The organism is Streptococcus sp. 27098_8_113 (assembly GCF_041432545.1).
In the GTDB taxonomy this organism is placed as follows: Bacteria; Bacillota; Bacilli; order Lactobacillales; family Streptococcaceae; genus Streptococcus.
This window is the reverse complement of record NZ_JAPVZU010000002.1, coordinates 65,184-83,564: the sequence shown is the minus strand read 5'-3', so window position 1 is coordinate 83,564 and position 18,381 is coordinate 65,184. Positions and strand designations below refer to the sequence as shown.

The window sequence follows — 18,381 nt, the reverse complement described above, 5'->3', positions numbered from 1 at the left end:
TCAAGTGGCAAATCTAATCATTCGCAATCTAATAGATTCATTTTATCTCTAACTCCTGTCTGAAAGAGTGATTATGACTAGTGGTTCTCAGAGAAACATTGGGATAGTGGCTGATAATATTTTGAACATTGGAGAGACCAAGCCCTCTATTTTCTCCTTTAGTGCTAAAACCCTTTTTAAAAATATTATCGGAATGGATAGAAAACTCTTTTATTGTATTCTCAACAATAAAAATCTGTCTACCTTCCTGCTCTAAAAAGGCAAAAGAAACTACTGGATGACTAGTCTCCACTGCTGCTTCTATAGCATTATCAGCCAGTATGGAAACAATCGTGATAAAATCAAGCAACTCCATTCCTTGAGGTTTGATTTCTTGAGGAACTTCCAAGCCAATTTCTATTCCCTTGCTCTGAGCTTCTAGAAATTTTGCTGACAAGACGCTCTTGAGGGCATCATTGTGGATATTGGACAGGCGACCTAAATCATACTTAGATTGGTTGAGTGCTTGACCTGAGTCTTTTATAACTTGGTTATAAATCTGCTCAATGGCTGGTAAATCATGCGTATCAATTCCTAACTTCAGACTCCTTAAAATATTAATGTAATCATGCCGGAAACTTCGCAACTCATTATAAAGTTCTTCAATATGCTGACTGTAATCGGACATATTTCTCAATTGTAACTCTCTTTGTTCACTTAACTGCTGTTGAATTCGCTCTCGCAAATTACGGTCTAGGATATTAAGCGAGATAAGGAAAATAATGATGTAAATAACTACGACCAACTCTCTATATAATAAAGCGTCTATTCTATACATCACTTCCAAATAAGAAAAAATTTGAACTAGTAAATAATAAATTAACATGGAAATATTCAAAAAGATTATTATTTTTCTATTTTCTCTAGGGTTCTGCTGTTTATTCAATATTTCAAAATTATATTGGAGCACAATAGGAATTACAAATGAGAGAATACTTGCAGTCAGTGCTGAGATAGTTAATAGAGTTTTATTATGGCTAATTTGCTGAATATTCGAAAAACCTAAGCCAGGTAGGATAAAAAAAGTTATAGAGCGATGCAGTAGATTCCAGAGAACAACTGGGAAAAGACCATAAAATATCGATAAATATTTTGATACATTTTTACTTATTACTAAGCTAAAAATCAAAAAGAAAAGAGGCATAAATAAATAAGACACTAAAGAAAGAATAGAGCTATAAAAGAAAAATACTATTATAAAGCCAGAAACATAATAAACTATAATCGCCAGAATATATTGATATCGGCTTAAACTATTACCACTAATACGTGAATACATAACAAATAATATTAAAATTTGAATAAGATCTAAAACTATTTCTAATCCTATAACCATAATTCCTCTCCCACTTCTATCTTAGTACTTCCCTACTGCCTTAAAGCTGTCCGCAATCCTTTCATCTTGAGGCGTGATACATAGCAACTAGCGCCATTCGGGAAATAGGCTATGTTTTCTATCTTATCCAGCTGAGAGATATTCGCTGGATTGACCACATAAGAGCGATGGCAGCGATAGAGTCGCTTGTCCTGCTTTGTAATCTCAGAAAGTTGTCCGTAAAATTCGATGCGCTCTTTCTTGGTATAGAGAACTAGTCTATGAGGCACTTCTGATGTCTCAAAATAATAGATTTCATTAAAAGGCACCTGAAAATCCGACTTGGAATTTTCAAAGAGAAAAGTTTCCTCAGCTTGAAAGCTGTCCTTTCTCTCGTAAAGATAGGCCAGATCCTGCTCAATCTGCTTGATAAAATCCTCCTCAGGCAAGCCTTTGTCAATAAAGTCAAAAGCTGATACCTGATAACGAAAAGTCAAGGGCATAAATTCTGAGTGAGTCGTCACAAATACAATTAGAGCATAGGGATCCAACTTGCGAATCTTTCCTGCCACCTCGAGTCCCTTCTGCGTCTCTTGCTTAATCTCAATATCCAAAAAGAAAATCTGATGACTCCCCCGTTCCCTTACTGCATCAATTAGCATGTCCGGCTTGCCGTAGATTTCTAAAAACTGGCATTCCCAGCCGTTCTTTTCCAAAATTCCCTTAATGGTTGACTCCATATAGGCTTGTTGCTTAATATCGTCTTCTAATACAAAAATTTTCATCTTATTTTCTTCCTTCCTGAGACCAGCGCTTGATGAGACTGGATAAATGACGCCTTGAGCAGACAATATCTCCTAAGTCAGACTGCTCAAAAAACAAGCTTTTACGCTCCCTGTCAAACCCTTGGACCTTGGCTAAATTGACCAGTGTTTGACGATTACAGTGAACCAGCGCATCAGGATAGAGCTTAGCCAACTCAGTCAGAGAAGCCCTAAGGCTGTAGTTGTCTTGTCCAGTCACGATGAGAACGACGTGTGGCTTTTGAGGATGGGACTGGATATAGTAAATTGTCGAAAGATCCAGCTTTCGAAGAGTGCTGCCATCTTTGATTATAATAGTAGCCATTTGTCTACCTCCGTTGCTCTAGCATAGCACAAGTCGCATCGCAAATGACTCCCAAATCCTAAATGGTAGCTGAGAAGTCTTAAATGGTCTCAGAAGCACTAAGTAAAAACTTACTTGTTAGGTAAGTTTTTACGATCTATTATTTCAGTCTGATATATTGGTGCCAAACAGTTGTACGAACTCTTATTTTTTCTTTTTCTGTGGGAAAAGAGGCATGCCCAAAGCAGCAATCTTTTCAGCTGGCACCTTCATGCCTTCTTTGATCCATTTGGAAAGCACCGAAACAACCGCAGAACTCCAGAATGAATTCATATAGGAATTGGCTGTCTTCTTCCCACCTTTGCTGCGTTTTTCAAGGAAATCAAAAACCGCCTGCGTCAGCAACTTTTCAAAATTATAGTCAATAGCCAGACTAATGACACGCGCTTCCTTCTTGGCTTCCTTAAAAAGAAAAAGCCAAATCTGGTACATTTCTGTCTTGAAATTAAACTGCTCCAGCTTGTCGACAATTCCCTGAACCGTATTTTTGAAAATCCCCTCTAGAATTTCTTCTTTAGAGCTATAGTTACGATAAAAGGCTGCGCGCGAAACCCCAGCTCGCTCGACTAATTCAGAGATGGTAATCTTTTTCAAATCTTTTTTCTCTAGCAGTTGCATCAGAGAAATTTCCAAGGATTCCTTTGTAATTCGATTAGATTCTTGATTATAAGTTTTTAAATTTGCGAGGGATTTTTCTGATATTTTCTTTTCCGCCATAACAATTTCTTTCTTCCTGTATCAGCTGAGAATTAAGGCTTTATATCAAAGCATCTTCATGTTATAATTGTAAGAAAAGACATGTTTTTTGTCAATGTAGAGAACTGATAGAGCAGGAGAAAATGAATGACTTGGAAAATTGTTGCCGATTCTGGCTGTGACTACCGTGAGATTACAGATCTGGCCAACCAGACAACTTTTGAGAGTGTGCCGCTGACCATTCAGATTGATCATGAGATTTTTGTGGATAATGCGCAACTTGATATTGATAGCATGATGGAAAAAATGTACGCTACTTCAAGTGCTTCAAAATCAGCCTGCCCAAGCCCTGATGACTACCTCAGAAGCTTTGAAGGGGCTGAAAATATTTTTGTAGTGACGATTACAGGCTCTCTTTCTGGTAGCCACAATAGCGCCCAGCTAGCCAAAAAGCTCTTCTTAGAAGAAAAACCAACAGCAAATATCCATGTCATTGATAGCCTTTCGGCTGGTGGCGAGGTCGATCTGATCGTCAAAAAATTAAACGACCTCATCAAAGAAGGACTTTCTTTCGAGCAAGTAGTGGAAGCCATCTCCCACTACCAAAAAAACACAAAGCTTCTCTTTGTACTGGCTAAGGTAGATAATCTGGTCAAAAATGGGCGTCTCAGTAAGCTAATCGGTGCGGTTGTCGGCCTCCTCAATATTCGCATGGTGGGCGAAGCCAGCGATACTGGTACTCTGGAGCTTCTCCAAAAAGCTAGAGGGGCTAAAAAGGCTCTGACTGCTGCTGTTGATGAGGTTCTGAAAGCTGGATATAAGGGCGGCCGCATTATCATTGCTCACCGCAATAATGAGAAATTTTGCCAGCAATTTTCGGAAGTTATCAAGGAAAAATTCCCAGCTGCCGATATTTCATTCCTACCAACTTCTGGACTTTGCAGCTTTTACGCAGAAGAAGGCGGCCTCTTGATGGGCTACGAAATTTAATCCTCTCCTTTTGAGCTGAATATCCGTATTCAGCTCTTTACTTTTTCGATTTAATTCGTTAAAATAGAAGAAAGAAAAGGAGTGAATATCATGGCCAGAGGACGCGGTGTCGCTAGCCCCCAGGATAAGGAGGCAATGCGGCTCATTTCTAAAAAAATCAAAACTTTATTGAAGCAAAAGCAAATCAAACAAATTGAACTTTCCCGAGGAACAGGAATCCCAGCCAGCACTCTTACTGGCTATATCAAAGGAAATTCCCTGCCTGTCCTCGAAAATATGCAAAAAATTGCAGACTTCTTTGATATGGATGTCCAAGAGCTGGATCCTCGCTATTTATCTGTTCATAGCCCTACACCATTTTCGCTAGAGTTCACGGATATTTTCCAATCTCTAGACCAGAGCCGCAAGCAAGCTGTGACAGACTTTGCCAAAAAAGAGCTGGAAAATCAAACGACTGAGGAAAGATTAAAAGATGACTATTTTCCTTACAAGGTCTATGAAAGCTTCCAGACTTTCTTGAATAAGCCCGAACAAGCTGACATCGTCTGGTTAGACAAAGAGCTTGACTATGATATTGCCCTCTGGATTCGGACAGATTCGCTGGAACCCAAGTATCCGCAAGGTTCTGTGGCACTCATCAAGAATACACATTTTGAATTTGCTGGCGCTATCTATGCCATTGATTACGACGGACAAACCATTTTGAAAAGAGTTTTCAACGATCCAACTGGCATTCGCCTCATCTCTCTCAATAAAAAATACAGCGACAAATTTATCCCGCATCAAGAAGAACCCAAGGTCATCGGCCGTGTCATGGCTGCTTTTATGCCCTTAGATTTATCAGAACAAGCACAAAAGCCACTTTAGTACATAAAGCGGCTTTTCTATTTTTTCTTGCTTCTTTTGCTTGCAATCGTGATGACTACTGCTATCAGAAAGAAAGTAAGATAAGTAGCAATTGGAAACCAGACATAGCGATGATCCAAACTGATTAAAGGTGGCAAAAAACCTTGTCCGTGTTTCAATCTAATCCCTACAAAACAATGAAAAAGAAAAATCGAGCCATTTAGATAGAGAAAAAATTCTGAAATATCTTCCAGCGAGTTGCACCCCTCTCCTCTCAGACTTCCAAACCGAGAATAGAGTGGGAAAGTAATCAAAAGAAACAAATTTAAATACAAGGGGCTAATATAACTAAACTCACGAAGCGGAGCAGGAATACTCTCATTACCAAATGTTAAATATCCCACGCCAAGACCAACCATTATAAAGAATATATGACCTAAAAGAGCTTCTACTATCCAATGTTTTTCCAACCAAAGGATAAATTTGTTCCCCTGAACTTTTACTTTTCTTTTGTTTTTGTTTTTATATTTCTTTTTGGTTTTACTTCTCATTCACCAACTCCACAATCTTCTGGAAAGTCTTACCGTTTCGGATAGTCAGTTGCTTATAAAAACTAGACTTGAGCAGTTTATTATGGTAATTAGATTTGAGATAGTCCGCTTGGTCAGCATTGCTATAAAAGAAAGCCGTCTGCCCAAAATGCAGCTGCTCCTTGTCATTCGCCCAACTGCCTGCCAGCTCTTGAACACTCTCCCTGTCTACCTCTGGCAGATAAAAGAGAACATCGCGCCGAAAGGCAGTTTCATCCTGCCACCAAGTAGGAAGATTGGCTATTTCTTTTTGAAGCATGGCAGAGCTGACAAGGACAAAAGGCAAAGGAAAATTGTAAGACTGACTGAAATAAGCCGACAAGATCTCCCGAATCCTCTCCTCCTGCTCCTCGCTATCAAAGAAAAGATTTCCGCTGTTGATGTAGGAAACTGGATTTTCAAAATCCAACCCAGCCAAATCTTTCTTCAAATCAGCCATAACGACCTTGTTTTTCCCGCCGACATTGATGCCGCGGAGTAAAAGTGCATAACGCATATGTGCTCCTTACAAATATATCTATTGTTTTCAAGCTAACTGTTCGAGTTTCTGATATAAATCATCCTTTTTTCTCTCACGGCTTTTCCCAGGTCAATGATCTTTTCCTCGCCGTCAAAAACAAAACCCATTTTTCCATAGAAAGCGATGGCACGTTTGTTATCTTCTAACACCCATAGTAAAATCTCTGGATAACTATCCAAGGCGGCAAATGCAGCCTGCATGAGCTGATGTCCTACACCCTTGCCATAATAATCTTTTAAGACATACAAAGCGATAATTTCACCCGCTATCGTAGCTGGATCTCGAAAATCACCGTAGCTAACAAAACCGACCACTTTAGCATCATCCAAGGCGATCAAGGTATTTTCAGGATACTTTTGACTATAAAATCGGCACTTATCCAAGGTCATTTGCTCTTGAAATTCCGCAGGCAAAATCTCATCATAAGCTTCTCGCCATGTCTGCCAATGAACTCTGGATTTCCCTTCTATCTCCTCAGCTGTTTCCATTGTTTTGATAGTGATGACCATTTGTTTTTCTCCTTGATATCCCTCAATCCATCGCCTTTATTTCCAGAATCATATCGCGAATCTGCGCGGCTAGTTCGAAGTCGAGGAGTCCGGCAGCTTCTTGCATCTGTCCTTCTAGTTTCTTAATCATCTCCTTGCGCTCTTGCTTATTGAGGCTTTCGATTTCGACTGTTTCTTCCTTGTCTGGCAGGGCAGCCTTGGTCACACTGATTAGATCGCGGATTTCTTTCTTGATAGTCTGAGGTACAATGCCGTGTTTTTCATTATAAGCCATCTGGATTGCCCGACGGCGGGCAGTTTCATCGATAGCTCGCTGCATGGACTGGGTCATAGTGTCGGCATACATAATCACATGCCCCTCACTGTTTCGGGCTGCCCGTCCAATAGTCTGGATAAGGCCACGTTCGTTGCGGAGGAAACCTTCCTTGTCTGCATCAAGAATTGCTACCAGACTAACCTCAGGTACGTCAATTCCCTCGCGTAATAGATTAATCCCGACCAAAACGTCAAAGACACCCAAGCGCAAATCTCGGATAATCTCGGTCCGTTCCAAGGTCTTGATATCTGAGTGCATGTATTTGACCTTGACACCCATTTCCTTGAAGTAGTCCGTCAAGTCTTCCGCCATCTTCTTGGTCAGGGTTGTGATAAAGGTCCGCTCATTCTTTTCAACACGGGCATTGATTTCACCCAAAAGATCATCAATCTGCCCCATGGTTGGACGGACTTCCACTTCTGGATCCAGAAGCCCTGTCGGCCGGATAATCTGCTCAATAACCGTATCCGTCTGCTCTTTCTCATAGTCGCCCGGCGTAGCCGATACATAGACAATCTGGTGAACATGGCTTTCAAACTCCTCCCGACGCAACGGGCGGTTGTCCAAGGCAGATGGCAGGCGGAAGCCATAATTAACCAGCATCTCCTTACGAGAGCGGTCACCATTATACATGCCTCGAATCTGTCCCATGGTCATGTGACTCTCATCAATCATAATCAAGAAATCATCAGGGAAAAAGTCCAGAAGGGTATAAGGCGGCTCTCCTTCGCTCCGACCATCCATATGGCGGGAATAGTTCTCAACGCCATTTGTATAGCCCATCTCGCGCAGCATTTCGATATCATACTCCGTACGTTGCTTCAAGCGCTGAGCTTCCAGCAGTTTGCCTTCCTTCTCAAAGGTAGCAAGCTGCTCCTCCAGCTCAGCCTGAATTTTGGCAATGGCTACTTCCATGTGGTCTTCATTGGTCACGAAGTGAGTGGCTGGGAAGACGGCCAAATGGTCCACCTCGCCCAAGACTCGACCTGTCAAGGCTTCAACCTCACGAATCCGGTCAATCTCATCTCCGAAAAACTCCACCCGAAAGGCATGCTCATCACGAGAAGCTGGGAAAATCTCCACCACATCACCACGAACGCGGAATTTCCCACGCTGAAAATCAATATCATTGCGCTCAAACTGGATATCTACCAGATCATTGAGCAACTTATCGCGGGAAATCTCTAGTCCAGGACGCAGGCTAACCACACTATCGGAGTATTCCTTAGGCGATCCCAGACCATAGATACACGAGACCGAAGCCACGACAATTACGTCATTGCGCTCCAAGAGAGCCGATGTCGCTGAGTGACGAAGCTTATCAATCTCGTCATTGACCGAGCTATCTTTTTCGATATAAGTATCGCTGGAAGGCACATAAGCCTCTGGTTGGTAGTAATCATAGTAGGAAACGAAGTATTCTACTGCGTTATTGGGGAAGAACTCCTTGAACTCACCATAAAGCTGGCCAGCCAGTGTTTTATTATGGGCAATAACCAGAGTTGGCTTGTTGACCTGAGCGATAACCTGACTCATGGTATAGGTCTTACCAGTACCAGTCGCTCCCATGAGAATCTGGGCTTTCTCGCCCCCCTCTATATTATCCACCAGCTGCTCGATAGCCTGGGGCTGATCTCCTGAAGGCTCATACTTGGAAACCAATTCAAATTTATTATCTGTAATTCTGTTAATCATCTTTTATTCCTCAAATTGTGCTTCTATCATTTTACCATATTTGCTTCATTTTCTCTGTCTTTGGCTCTGATTTAGTAGCTACATCTCTAAGAACGGCTAGTCTTGCATTCTGATCATTCATTCGCATCAAAAATCGCCCAGCTAAGCTGAGCGATGTCTTTATTTCTTAAACATCAATGCCTGAGGCAAGCGATTTTCTTTTTTGAGCGACCAGTAAAGATAGGCAGTACAGCCAATCAGAACGATAGTGGCAAAGATAGATCCTTCAGCTCCAAAGGCTCCGCCGGACAGCAAATCCACAGAAGATTGTGAGCTATAGTTCAAGATTGAGGTAGATGCTCCTTGGCCACTGACCTGAATACCATAGATATTTCCTTGCACAAAATTCCAAGCGCCGTGCATACCAGCCAGTACCCACATATTGTCATACTTGAGCATAAGGAAACAAGCAAAGATACCGTTTAGTATGATATTGACAATAGAAAGAACGGTCACACCAGGGTTAAAGAGGTGCAGAGCCCCGAATAGAGCACTAGAAATCAAGATACCAATGAAGATATTTGACTTAGCGCTAACTGCTGGAAAGAGCCAACCACGCGTCACTAGCTCTTCTGTCCCACCTTGGAGAATCCAGAAAGGAATGATAGCTAGGACAAAAATCAAAGACTGCAAATTCACCTGACCAAATTTCAGACCGCCTGTCCCCGTTACCAAGAGCAAGACAACAACCAGTGAAAACTGAACGGCTCCAATCAGGAAGCCTCTGCCCAGTTCTTTCAGCCATCCTTCCTTAAAGAAACCCAGGCTGGAGAAAGCTCTCTTTTCTCGAAACTTGACCCACAGAAAAACAAGTAAGGCCATAAAGAAAAAACTACCTAGCTGAAAAAAGATATAATAATGCCCGAACACTTCCATAAGTGTAGCCCTGTCATCTATCGGATTTACCATGGCAAGCACAGTTCCAATGATGATCCCTGCAAAGATTTCTCCTACGTGGATAAAGCCAATGGAGATCAGAACTGCTAACCAAATAGGAGGAATGTAGCGCGACAGCTTCACATTATCTAACATGCGTGATTTAAACATAGAAATCTCCTTTCATCATTTATTTATTATAACAAATTTTATCATAATAGTATAAGAGGCAACATTTATCGTTATGTCAGAAAATATAACATCAAAACAGAAAATATTTGCCTTTCTTAAATTTTTCTGATATAATCAAAAAATATTCAACTAAAGGAGAGAAAATATGAAGAAAAAAATCATAGCTTTTCTGCTAGCGTTATTCCCTATCCTTGCACTAGGGACAACAACTCACGCAGATACCATCAAAATCGTATCTGACACGGCTTATGCCCCATTTGAATTTAAAGATTCCGATCAAACCTATAAAGGGATTGATGTAGATATTATCAATAAAGTTGCTGAAATCAAAGGCTGGGTATATGAAATGTCCTTCCCTGGCTTTGACGCTGCTGTCAATGCCGTTCAAGCAGGACAGGCCGATGCCATTATGGCAGGTATGACCAAGACTGCTGAACGCGAAAAAGTCTTTACCATGTCTGATACATATTATGACACAAAAGTTGTCATCGCAACGACCAAGGCTAATACAGTAAAATCTTACGATCAGCTCAAAGGAAAGACTGTCGGAGTCAAAAATGGTACAGCCGCACAACGCTTCCTTGAAAAAATCAAAGACAAATACGGCTTTACTATCAAAACATTTGATACAGGCGACCTTATGTATAACAGCCTAGCAGCTGGAGCGGTTGACGCAGCTATGGATGACCAACCTGTTATCGAGTACGCAATCAGTCAAGGACAAGATTTGAAAATCTCAATGAAGGGTGAGGCCGTTGGTAGCTTCGCATTTGGTGTCAAAAAAGGCAGCAAATACGAATATCTAGTGACTGAGTTTAACGAAGCTCTGGCGCAGATGAAAAAAGATGGCACCTTGAAGGACATCATCACCAAGTGGACTGCCGCTTCTGGCACTTCAACCAACTCAGCCGTACCAGAGACGACAACCAAGTCTGGACAAAAAGCCACTCCAGTCAAAGCTAAATATACGATTGCCAGTGACTCGTCCTTTGCTCCTTTCGTTTTCCAAAATGATAGCAACCAATATACTGGTATTGACATGGACTTGATCAAAGCCATTGCCGAAGACCAAGGTTTTACACTGGAAATCTCTAACCCTGGTTTTGACGCTGCCATCAATGCCGTTCAATCTGGACAGGCTGACGGGATGATTGCTGGAATGTCTGTGACAGAGGCCCGCAAAGAAACCTTTAATTTCTCTGAACCATACTACACTGCTAACTCTATCCTTGCGGTGACAGAGTCAAGCACTATTAGCTCCTATGAAGACTTGAAAGGAAAGACCGTCGGAGTCAAGAACGGTACGGCCTCTCAAACCTTCCTCGTCGAAAATCAAAGCAAATACGGTTACAAAATCAAAACTTTTTCAGACGGTTCTTCTATGTATGATAGTCTGAACTCTGGCTCTGTCGCTGCTATTATGGATGATGAGCCCGTTGTCAAATATGCCATCAATCAAGGCAAGAAAATGAAAACGCCAATCGAGGGAACCCCTAGTGGTGATCTTGCTTTTGCAGTAAAAGCAGGCACTAACCCTGAACTCATCGAGATGTTCAATAATGGTTTGGCTAATCTAAAAGCGAATGGTAAATATCAAGAAATCCTTGATAAATATCTCTCAGCTGAGAAGGATAATTCCACAACCGTTGATGAAACAACTATCTGGGGACTTCTCCAAAACAACTACAAACAACTGTTAAGCGGACTTGGAATTACCATTGCTTTAGCACTGATCTCCTTTGCGATTGCCATGGTGATCGGGATTATCTTTGGAATGTTCAGCGTCAGCCCTATCAAAGCGCTTCGCATCATTTCAGAAATTTTTGTTGACGTTATTCGTGGTATTCCACTTATGATTCTGGCTGCCTTCATCTTTTGGGGAATTCCAAACCTCATTGAATCTATGACTGGTCAGCAAAGTCCAATCAACGACTTCGTTGCAGGAACAATTGCTCTGTCACTCAATGCTGGTGCATATATCGCTGAGATTGTTCGCGGAGGGATTCAAGCCGTTCCGGTCGGACAGATGGAAGCTAGCCGAAGTCTGGGGATCTCGTATGGAAAGACCATGCGCAAGATTATCCTGCCTCAAGCAACAAAGATCATGCTACCAAACTTTGTCAACCAGTTCGTCATCGCTCTAAAGGATACAACTATCGTATCAGCTATCGGACTTGTTGAGCTCTTCCAAACAGGTAAAATCATCATTGCCCGTAACTATCAGAGCTTCAAGATGTATGCTATCCTAGCAGTGCTTTACTTGGTCATCATCACACTCTTAACAAGATTGGCGAAACGCTTAGAAAAGAGGATTCACTAATGGCTAAATTAAAAATTGATGTTAATGATTTACACAAATACTATGGAGAGAATGAAGTCCTGAAAGGGATTAGTGCTAAGTTCTACGAGGGAGATGTTGTCTGTATCATCGGTCCTTCTGGATCAGGTAAATCAACTTTCCTACGCAGCCTGAACCTGCTTGAAGAAGTAACTAGCGGAACGATTACTGTCAACGGTTATGATTTGACAGACAAAGCTACCAATGTGGACCATGTTCGTGAAGATATCGGAATGGTCTTCCAGCACTTCAACCTCTTCCCACACATGACTGTCCTGCAAAATATCACCTTCGCTCCTGTCGAGCATAAGCGAATGAGCCAAGCTGATGCAGACAAACTTGGTATGGAGCTCTTGGAAAAGGTTGGGCTGGCAGACAAGGCTGATGCCAAACCAGACAGCCTGTCAGGAGGTCAAAAACAACGGGTGGCCATCGCTCGAGGATTGGCTATGAACCCAGATATCATGCTCTTTGACGAGCCAACTTCTGCTCTCGACCCTGAAATGGTTGGTGACGTTCTCAACGTTATGAAGGATCTGGCTCAGCAGGGCATGACCATGCTGATCGTGACTCACGAAATGGGCTTTGCTCGTCAGGTTGCTAATCGCGTCATCTTCACTGCTGACGGTGAATTCCTAGAAGACGGTAAACCAGACCAAATCTTCGATAACCCTCAGCATCCACGTCTCAAGGACTTCTTGGACAAGGTGCTCAATGTATAAACATGACGAATCCTGAAAGAAATCTTTCAGGATTTTTGTTGACTTATATTGCCCTTTTTGCTAGACTAAGGGTAGAATGATTTCGGAGGTACACGGAGACATGAAAAATTAAGTCTATTTTTTAAAGGAAACTTTATTTAGTAGATTTTGTCATGTTTCTGCATATCCGCGGGACTTTCGTTTTTTTGTGCTTTCAAGCTTCTATGTCTTATCTTTAGATTAATCCTGTCACTCCTATGGCAGTTCCATCTGGAAGCCTACAGACGAATAATCCCACTTTGACACTCCTGTGTCTGCTTTGTGCAACTAAAAAACAGCTCTGCTAAATAAAGCAGGGCTGTATTTTGTGTTATAAAACGAAGGAGACATCTATGCTTCAAATAAGAAATCTAACAATCACCCACCTAAAAGACCTGAAAGAGTTAGTCAAAGATTTATCACTGACTGTCAATCAAGGAGACAAGGTCGCTATTATCGGTGAGGAGGGCAATGGCAAGTCCACCCTGCTCAAGCTCCTGCTAGACGAGCGACTGGTCAGCTCCTATGTCAGCTACAGTGGACAGATTGATAAGTCCTATACTGCTGCTGTCTACTTACCCCAGCAGCTACCTTCAGAGGATGCCCAACTGACGCTCAATGACTATTTCTTTGCTGATTTTGAGACAGAGCTGGACTATGCTAAGCTCTACCGCTATGCTGGGGAGCTCAACTTTGACAGCCAGCGCTTTGCCAGTCAGCAGCAGCTCTCTAGCCTATCTGGAGGAGAAAAACTCAAGGTCCAGCTCATCAAGAAACTAGCCAGTGATTGGGACATTCTCTTTCTTGACGAGCCCTCTAATGACCTTGATCTAGAAACTTTGACTTGGCTGGAAAACTTTATCAGCCACAGCCAGAGAACGGTCCTTTTCGTCTCTCACGACGAGCACTTTCTCGCTCAAGCTGCGACCAAGATTGTTCATCTGGAGCGAATCAAAAAGAAACAGGAGGCCAGAACCAGCGTCAAGAGTCTGGACTATGAAAATTACCGACATCAGCGTCAGGAGGCCTTTGAAAAACAAGGTCAACTGGCACGGAAAGAACGGGAAGAACATGCTAAGACCATGGAAAAACACCGACAAGTTAAGCAAAATGTTGAGAATGCCTTGAGAAATACCAAAAATGATGTCCAAGGCCGCCTACTAGCCAAGAAGATGAAAAACGTCCTCTCACAGGGCAAACGATTTGAAAAGGCAGGTGCTGAAATGACAGAAATTCCGACACAGGAAGATGCTATCAGCCTTTATTTCTCAGACATAGAAGCTCTGCCATTGACCAAAAGAATCCTAAAATTAGAAGGAATGAAACTAGAAGCAGACGGACGACAGTTGGCGGAGAAGCTGACTCTGGAGGTCTGCGGCCAGGAAAAAATCGGACTGGTTGGTGCTAATGGTGCAGGAAAGTCTACTCTGCTTAAGGAAATATGGAAGATTCTGCGCGATCGGACAGACATGCGGGTCGGCTACATGCCCCAGCATTATGGAGACTTGCTGAATGATGAGAGCAGTCCCTTGGACTTTCTGGCTCCATCTGGTGACAAGGCTCAGGAAGAGAAAATCCTGACTCATCTAGCCAGTCTCCAGTTCACGCGCGACGAGGCTCGTCATCCGATTGGCCAGCTTTCCGGCGGTCAAAAAGCCAAGCTCCTCCTGCTCAAACTAGTCCTAGACCGCCCCAACGTCCTCCTGCTGGACGAGCCAACCCGCAACTTCTCTCCCACTTCTCAGCCTCAGGTTCGCCAGCTTTTGGCAACCTATCCTGGCGCCATTATCGCTGTCTCCCACGACCGTATCTTTCTCAAAGAAGTCTGCCAGAAGATTTATAGACTGACAGAAACAGGGTTGGAGGAAGTTGCACTATAAGTAAAAAGAGTTGGAAATTTCAACTCTTTTCGTTTTATTTAGCATCAATCTGTGAGCTTTAACAAAGCTCCCCTTCTACTCCTGCGCCGTCTGCATTTGATAATAAACACCTCTGGCATCCATGAGCTCCTGATGATTACCATGTTCGACGATATCACCATCTACCATGACGAGGATGATGTCAGCATTTTGAATAGTGGACAGGCGATGAGCGATGATAAAGCTAGTTCGTCCCACCATGAGCTTGCTGAAAGCCTCCTGAATCAAGACTTCTGTCCGGGTATCAATGGAGGAAGTCGCCTCATCCAAGATTAGGATTTTAGGAACCGAAAGGAAGACACGCGCAATGGTCAAGAGCTGCCGCTGACCTTGAGACAGGGAGTCCCCAGCATCCGCTAGGTAGGTGTCATAGCCCTGAGGCAGCTGCTGGATAAAGAAATGCGCATTAGCCGCCTTGGCAGCTTCAATGACCTCTTCTCGGCTGGCATCTGGCCGGCCAAAAGCTATGTTATCATGAATGGTTGCCGTCTTGAGCCAAGTCTCTTGCAGTACCATACCAAACTGCTGACGATAAGAGGCTCTGGTGTAATGCGAGATGGGAACATCGTCTAGCGAAATAAGACCACTATCAACATTGTAAAAGCGCATAAGAAGATTGATCAGGGTTGACTTGCCCGCACCAGTTGGCCCGACAATAGCGACCTTGCTAGCTGCTGGAATCCTTATATTCAAATCCTGAATCAGCTCTTTGCCAGGCTCATAACCAAAAGCCACATGCTCAAAGCTAATCTGTCCTCTGACATCTTCCGACTGGAGGATTTCCTGACCAGATTCCGCTATTTCTTCTTGATCTAAAATGCTGTAAATCCGCTCCGCACAAGCTAAAGCGCTCTGTAATTCCGACATGACAGACGATATATCATTGAAAGGCTTGGTGTACTGGTTGACGTAGTTGAGAAAAGTTACCAGCTGCCCAACCGTAAAACCTGTTCCCTGAATGATTCGGACAGCCCCAAAGCCTACAATCAAAGCATAAATCAGGGCATTGATAAAACGAGTCGAAGGATTAACCGTCGAAGAATAGAAAATAGCCGCCTGAGAATAGTCTGCATAGGTTTGGTTGCTGCGAGTAAAAGCTGTATCAAACTGCTCCTGAGCATTAAAAGCCTGGATCAGACTTTCCTGGGTCAGACTTTCCTCAATCAGCTGGGTCTGCGCTCCTCTGGCCTGCGTCTGACATTGGAAAAAGCTAAAACTCTTTTTGGCTATAAAGCGCGCTAAGAAAAGAGAAAGGGGCGTCAAAAGCAAGACCAAAAGCAGGAGGAAAAAGTCCAATCTGGCCATACTAATGATGGTCACTAAAATTGTCAGCAAACCTACAAAAAATTGATTGAAAACCATAAGTAGGCCATTGCTGAGCTGCTCCAAATCGGTCGTCACCCGACTAACCAAGTCGCCAGTTCCCTGCCGATCCAGATAGGCCAAAGGCAAATAATGAACTTTCTTGATAACACCCTGTCGGAGCTGCTGGCTATAGCAATAGACCAGCTGATTATAGAGCAAGGGATTGAGCCACTGAATCAGCGTATTGGCTAAGATGACCAACAGCATCTGTCCCAAAATCGGCATCAAATGCTGCTCTGCATGAGGAAGAAGAACACTATCAACCGCATTTCCGATTAGAACTGGAAGAAGAACGGTCAGAGCCACTTGAGCCACCGTTCCCAGACTAGCTAGAAGAAAGAGCCAGCGCGCCTGCAGCAAATCTCGAGTCAAACGCCTCAAGCTGCTAGGTGATGTCTTATGCTTCATGTTTTCCCTCCTCTCCTTGACTATGCTGTGAGTGATGAATTTCTCGGTAAATGGCGGAGCTGACTAAGAGTTCTTCATGGCGACCAAGAGCTACCTGTTCTCCCTTATCTAGGACTAAAATTTGATCCGCTGAGCGCAAGCTATTGGTCCGCTGAGAGATCAAAACTAGACTGGTCTCTGTCAATTCATTCTTAATAGCCTGCAAGAGTCTAGCCTCTGTCAGATAGTCCAGAGCAGAGGTCGCATCATCTAAAACCAAGAAAGGTGATTTCCGCAAGACAGCTCTGGCAATGGTTAAACGCTGACGCTGACCGCCAGAAAAATTCCGACCAAAGGCCTCTACAGTCGCATCCAAGCCACCTTCCTTCTGAGAGACAAAGTCCGCTGCCTGAGCAATCTCTAAAGCCTGCCACAAGTCTGCATCTGTTGGCTTGCTTGACATGCCCAAGGTCAGATTGGAGCGAACAGTTCCTTGGAAAAGCTCCGCCTTTTGAGGCACCAGACTGACCCAGGACCGCCATTCGCTCAGATTTTTGGGACTGCGTCCTTGGGAAAAGATGGTTAACTGACCAGCAGCCACTGGATAGAGATGGGCCAGCAGCTGAACCAGAGTAGACTTACCTGAACCTGTCCCGCCAATAACTCCCAAAGTCTGACCTCTTTTCAAATCAAAAGTCAGGCCAGTCAAGGCTGGACTAGCTGCATTTGGATAAGAAAAGCTGACCTGCTGGACTTTAATGGCTTGATTTGGCAAAGCTGTTTCCTGCACTAATTCCTGCAGGACATCTTCTTCTGCTTGCTCGAATACTTGATTGATGCGGCCTGCACTGATATAGCTTTGATTGAGTGAGTTGACCAGCATCGCCAGCTTGAGCAATTCCACCAAAATCTGCAATAAATAATTAACCAAGGCCACTAGCATCCCCTGAGTCAGCAAGCCCTTGCCAATAAAAGCATTCCCCTGCCAAATCACAGCAATCAGAGTACCATTGACTGTGAGAAAGGTCAGAGGACTAATCAGACTAGCCAGAGCTCCCGTCCTGATTTGCCAGGTTTTATAGAGCTCGTTGCGATTGCGAAAGGTCTGAACCTCACGCTGGGTCTGACCGAAAGCTCTTATAACCCGCATACCCTGCAGCTGCTCACGAGTCAGATTGACCAGTTGGTCTGTCAGCTGGCGAATTTTGGCATAGAGAGGATTCATCAGACGAGACATGAGGACGATAATAGCCGTTAAAATTGCCACCATGAGCAAGAACCACAAGGTAATGGCTGGACTGATAGTAAAGGCCATAATGATAGAGCCAAAAACGATGATAGGCGCCCGCAGAAAGAGACGAAGAAATTGATTGATGCCCGTCTGGATCTGATAGGTGTCGCTCGTCAGCCGAGTCACCAAGCTAGAAGTCGTCAGCTCATCCCGACTAGCCTTAGGCAAACGCAGGATTTTTTGATAGAGGTCGCTTGTCATCTGACGAGTAAAGCCCACTGCCGCCTTTGACGAATAATACTGGGCTACCACTGCTACCACCACGCCCAGCGCAGCCAAGCCCATCAAAAGAAAAACCATCCAGTAGAGATGGGAGCTGTCCTTTCGTGGAATGGTCTCGTCCACAATTCCCGCAATCAAAATCGGAACCAAGAGTTCAAAACTGGCCTCCAAGAGCTTGAACAAGGGTCCCAGCAAAGACTCCCTGATATAGCCCTTGAAATATTTCAATAAATCTTTCATACTGCCTACTTCTCCATTTAACTGTATTTATTTTACCATAATTTTCAAAGGCTAAAAAATATTCTCCTTCTGACCAGCAGAAAGAGAAT

Annotated in this window: 16 protein-coding genes; 5 read left to right on the top strand and 11 right to left on the bottom strand. The window is 43.3% G+C overall.

Translation table 11 applies throughout. From position 1 onward, the window contains the following. Positions 1–37 precede the first annotated feature (37 nt). The 4 genes from O3644_RS01735 to O3644_RS01720 form a co-directional block, all read right to left on the bottom strand. Positions 38–1,375: a sensor histidine kinase gene (locus O3644_RS01735; protein ID WP_371594903.1), complete on the bottom strand. Its 1,338-nt coding sequence runs from the start codon at positions 1,373–1,375 to the stop codon at positions 38–40. Between the two features lie 32 nt (positions 1,376–1,407). Next, a complete protein-coding gene (locus O3644_RS01730; protein WP_371594902.1) occupies positions 1,408–2,139 on the bottom strand; it encodes a response regulator transcription factor in 732 nt (243 codons plus the stop codon). A gap of 1 nt (position 2,140) precedes the next feature. Beyond that, positions 2,141–2,482, bottom strand: coding sequence for a LytTR family DNA-binding domain-containing protein (locus tag O3644_RS01725; RefSeq protein WP_314481973.1), 342 nt, complete (start codon positions 2,480–2,482; stop codon positions 2,141–2,143). A 183-nt stretch (positions 2,483–2,665) separates the two neighbouring features. After that, a complete protein-coding gene (locus O3644_RS01720; RefSeq protein ID WP_015605159.1) occupies positions 2,666–3,238 on the bottom strand; it encodes a TetR/AcrR family transcriptional regulator in 573 nt (190 codons plus the stop codon). A 126-nt stretch (positions 3,239–3,364) separates the two neighbouring features. Between O3644_RS01720 and O3644_RS01715 the strand changes: the two genes are divergently transcribed. Beyond that, a complete protein-coding gene (locus O3644_RS01715; protein WP_371594901.1) occupies positions 3,365–4,207 on the top strand; it encodes a DegV family protein in 843 nt (280 codons plus the stop codon). A 90-nt stretch (positions 4,208–4,297) separates the two neighbouring features. Continuing rightward, positions 4,298–5,074, top strand: coding sequence for an XRE family transcriptional regulator (locus O3644_RS01710; RefSeq protein ID WP_048765085.1), 777 nt, complete (start codon positions 4,298–4,300; stop codon positions 5,072–5,074). A 17-nt stretch (positions 5,075–5,091) separates the two neighbouring features. Here the strand turns inward: O3644_RS01710 and O3644_RS01705 are convergent, their stop codons facing one another. From O3644_RS01705 to O3644_RS01685, 5 genes are all read right to left on the bottom strand, one after another. Further along, on the bottom strand, positions 5,092–5,604 hold the full coding sequence (locus O3644_RS01705) for a hypothetical protein (protein ID WP_371594900.1): 513 nt from the start codon (positions 5,602–5,604) through the stop codon (positions 5,092–5,094). After that, the gene (locus O3644_RS01700; protein WP_371594899.1) at positions 5,594–6,139 is read right to left on the bottom strand and encodes a DUF1697 domain-containing protein; all 546 of its coding nucleotides are present in this window, start codon (positions 6,137–6,139) and stop codon (positions 5,594–5,596) included. Before O3644_RS01700 ends, O3644_RS01705 begins: the two co-directional genes overlap by 11 nt. 35 nt (positions 6,140–6,174) lie before the next feature. Further along, positions 6,175–6,672 carry a GNAT family N-acetyltransferase gene (locus tag O3644_RS01695; protein WP_148877376.1) on the bottom strand — a complete coding sequence of 166 codons (498 nt, stop codon included), beginning with the start codon at positions 6,670–6,672 and terminating at the stop codon, positions 6,175–6,177. Between the two features lie 22 nt (positions 6,673–6,694). Then, on the bottom strand, positions 6,695–8,683 hold the full coding sequence (gene uvrB / locus O3644_RS01690) for an excinuclease ABC subunit UvrB (protein WP_148877379.1): 1,989 nt from the start codon (positions 8,681–8,683) through the stop codon (positions 6,695–6,697). A 159-nt stretch (positions 8,684–8,842) separates the two neighbouring features. Next, positions 8,843–9,769 carry a CPBP family intramembrane glutamic endopeptidase gene (locus O3644_RS01685; RefSeq protein WP_148877381.1) on the bottom strand — a complete coding sequence of 309 codons (927 nt, stop codon included), beginning with the start codon at positions 9,767–9,769 and terminating at the stop codon, positions 8,843–8,845. Between the two features lie 166 nt (positions 9,770–9,935). Here O3644_RS01685 and O3644_RS01680 point away from each other — a divergent pair, with 166 nt between their 5' ends. The 3 genes from O3644_RS01680 to O3644_RS01670 all read left to right on the top strand — a co-directional run bounded on the left by O3644_RS01680 (position 9,936) and on the right by O3644_RS01670 (position 14,748). After that, positions 9,936–12,110 (top strand): ABC transporter substrate-binding protein/permease, encoded by a 2,175-nt coding sequence (locus O3644_RS01680; protein WP_048765101.1) that lies wholly within the window; start codon positions 9,936–9,938, stop codon positions 12,108–12,110. After that, positions 12,110–12,850 (top strand): amino acid ABC transporter ATP-binding protein, encoded by a 741-nt coding sequence (locus O3644_RS01675; RefSeq protein WP_005590533.1) that lies wholly within the window; start codon positions 12,110–12,112, stop codon positions 12,848–12,850. Before O3644_RS01680 ends, O3644_RS01675 begins: the two co-directional genes overlap by 1 nt. A gap of 371 nt (positions 12,851–13,221) precedes the next feature. Beyond that, complete coding sequence (locus O3644_RS01670; RefSeq protein ID WP_048765103.1) at positions 13,222–14,748, top strand: ATP-binding cassette domain-containing protein; 1,527 nt, start codon at positions 13,222–13,224, stop codon at positions 14,746–14,748. Positions 14,749–14,823: 75 nt separating this feature from the next. Here the strand turns inward: O3644_RS01670 and O3644_RS01665 are convergent, their stop codons facing one another. Both O3644_RS01665 and O3644_RS01660 read right to left on the bottom strand, forming a co-directional pair. Next, positions 14,824–16,560: an ABC transporter ATP-binding protein gene (locus O3644_RS01665; RefSeq protein WP_048765106.1), complete on the bottom strand. Its 1,737-nt coding sequence runs from the start codon at positions 16,558–16,560 to the stop codon at positions 14,824–14,826. Next, on the bottom strand, positions 16,550–18,292 hold the full coding sequence (locus O3644_RS01660; protein WP_371594898.1) for an ABC transporter ATP-binding protein: 1,743 nt from the start codon (positions 18,290–18,292) through the stop codon (positions 16,550–16,552). Before O3644_RS01660 ends, O3644_RS01665 begins: the two co-directional genes overlap by 11 nt. Positions 18,293–18,381: the final 89 nt, after the last annotated feature.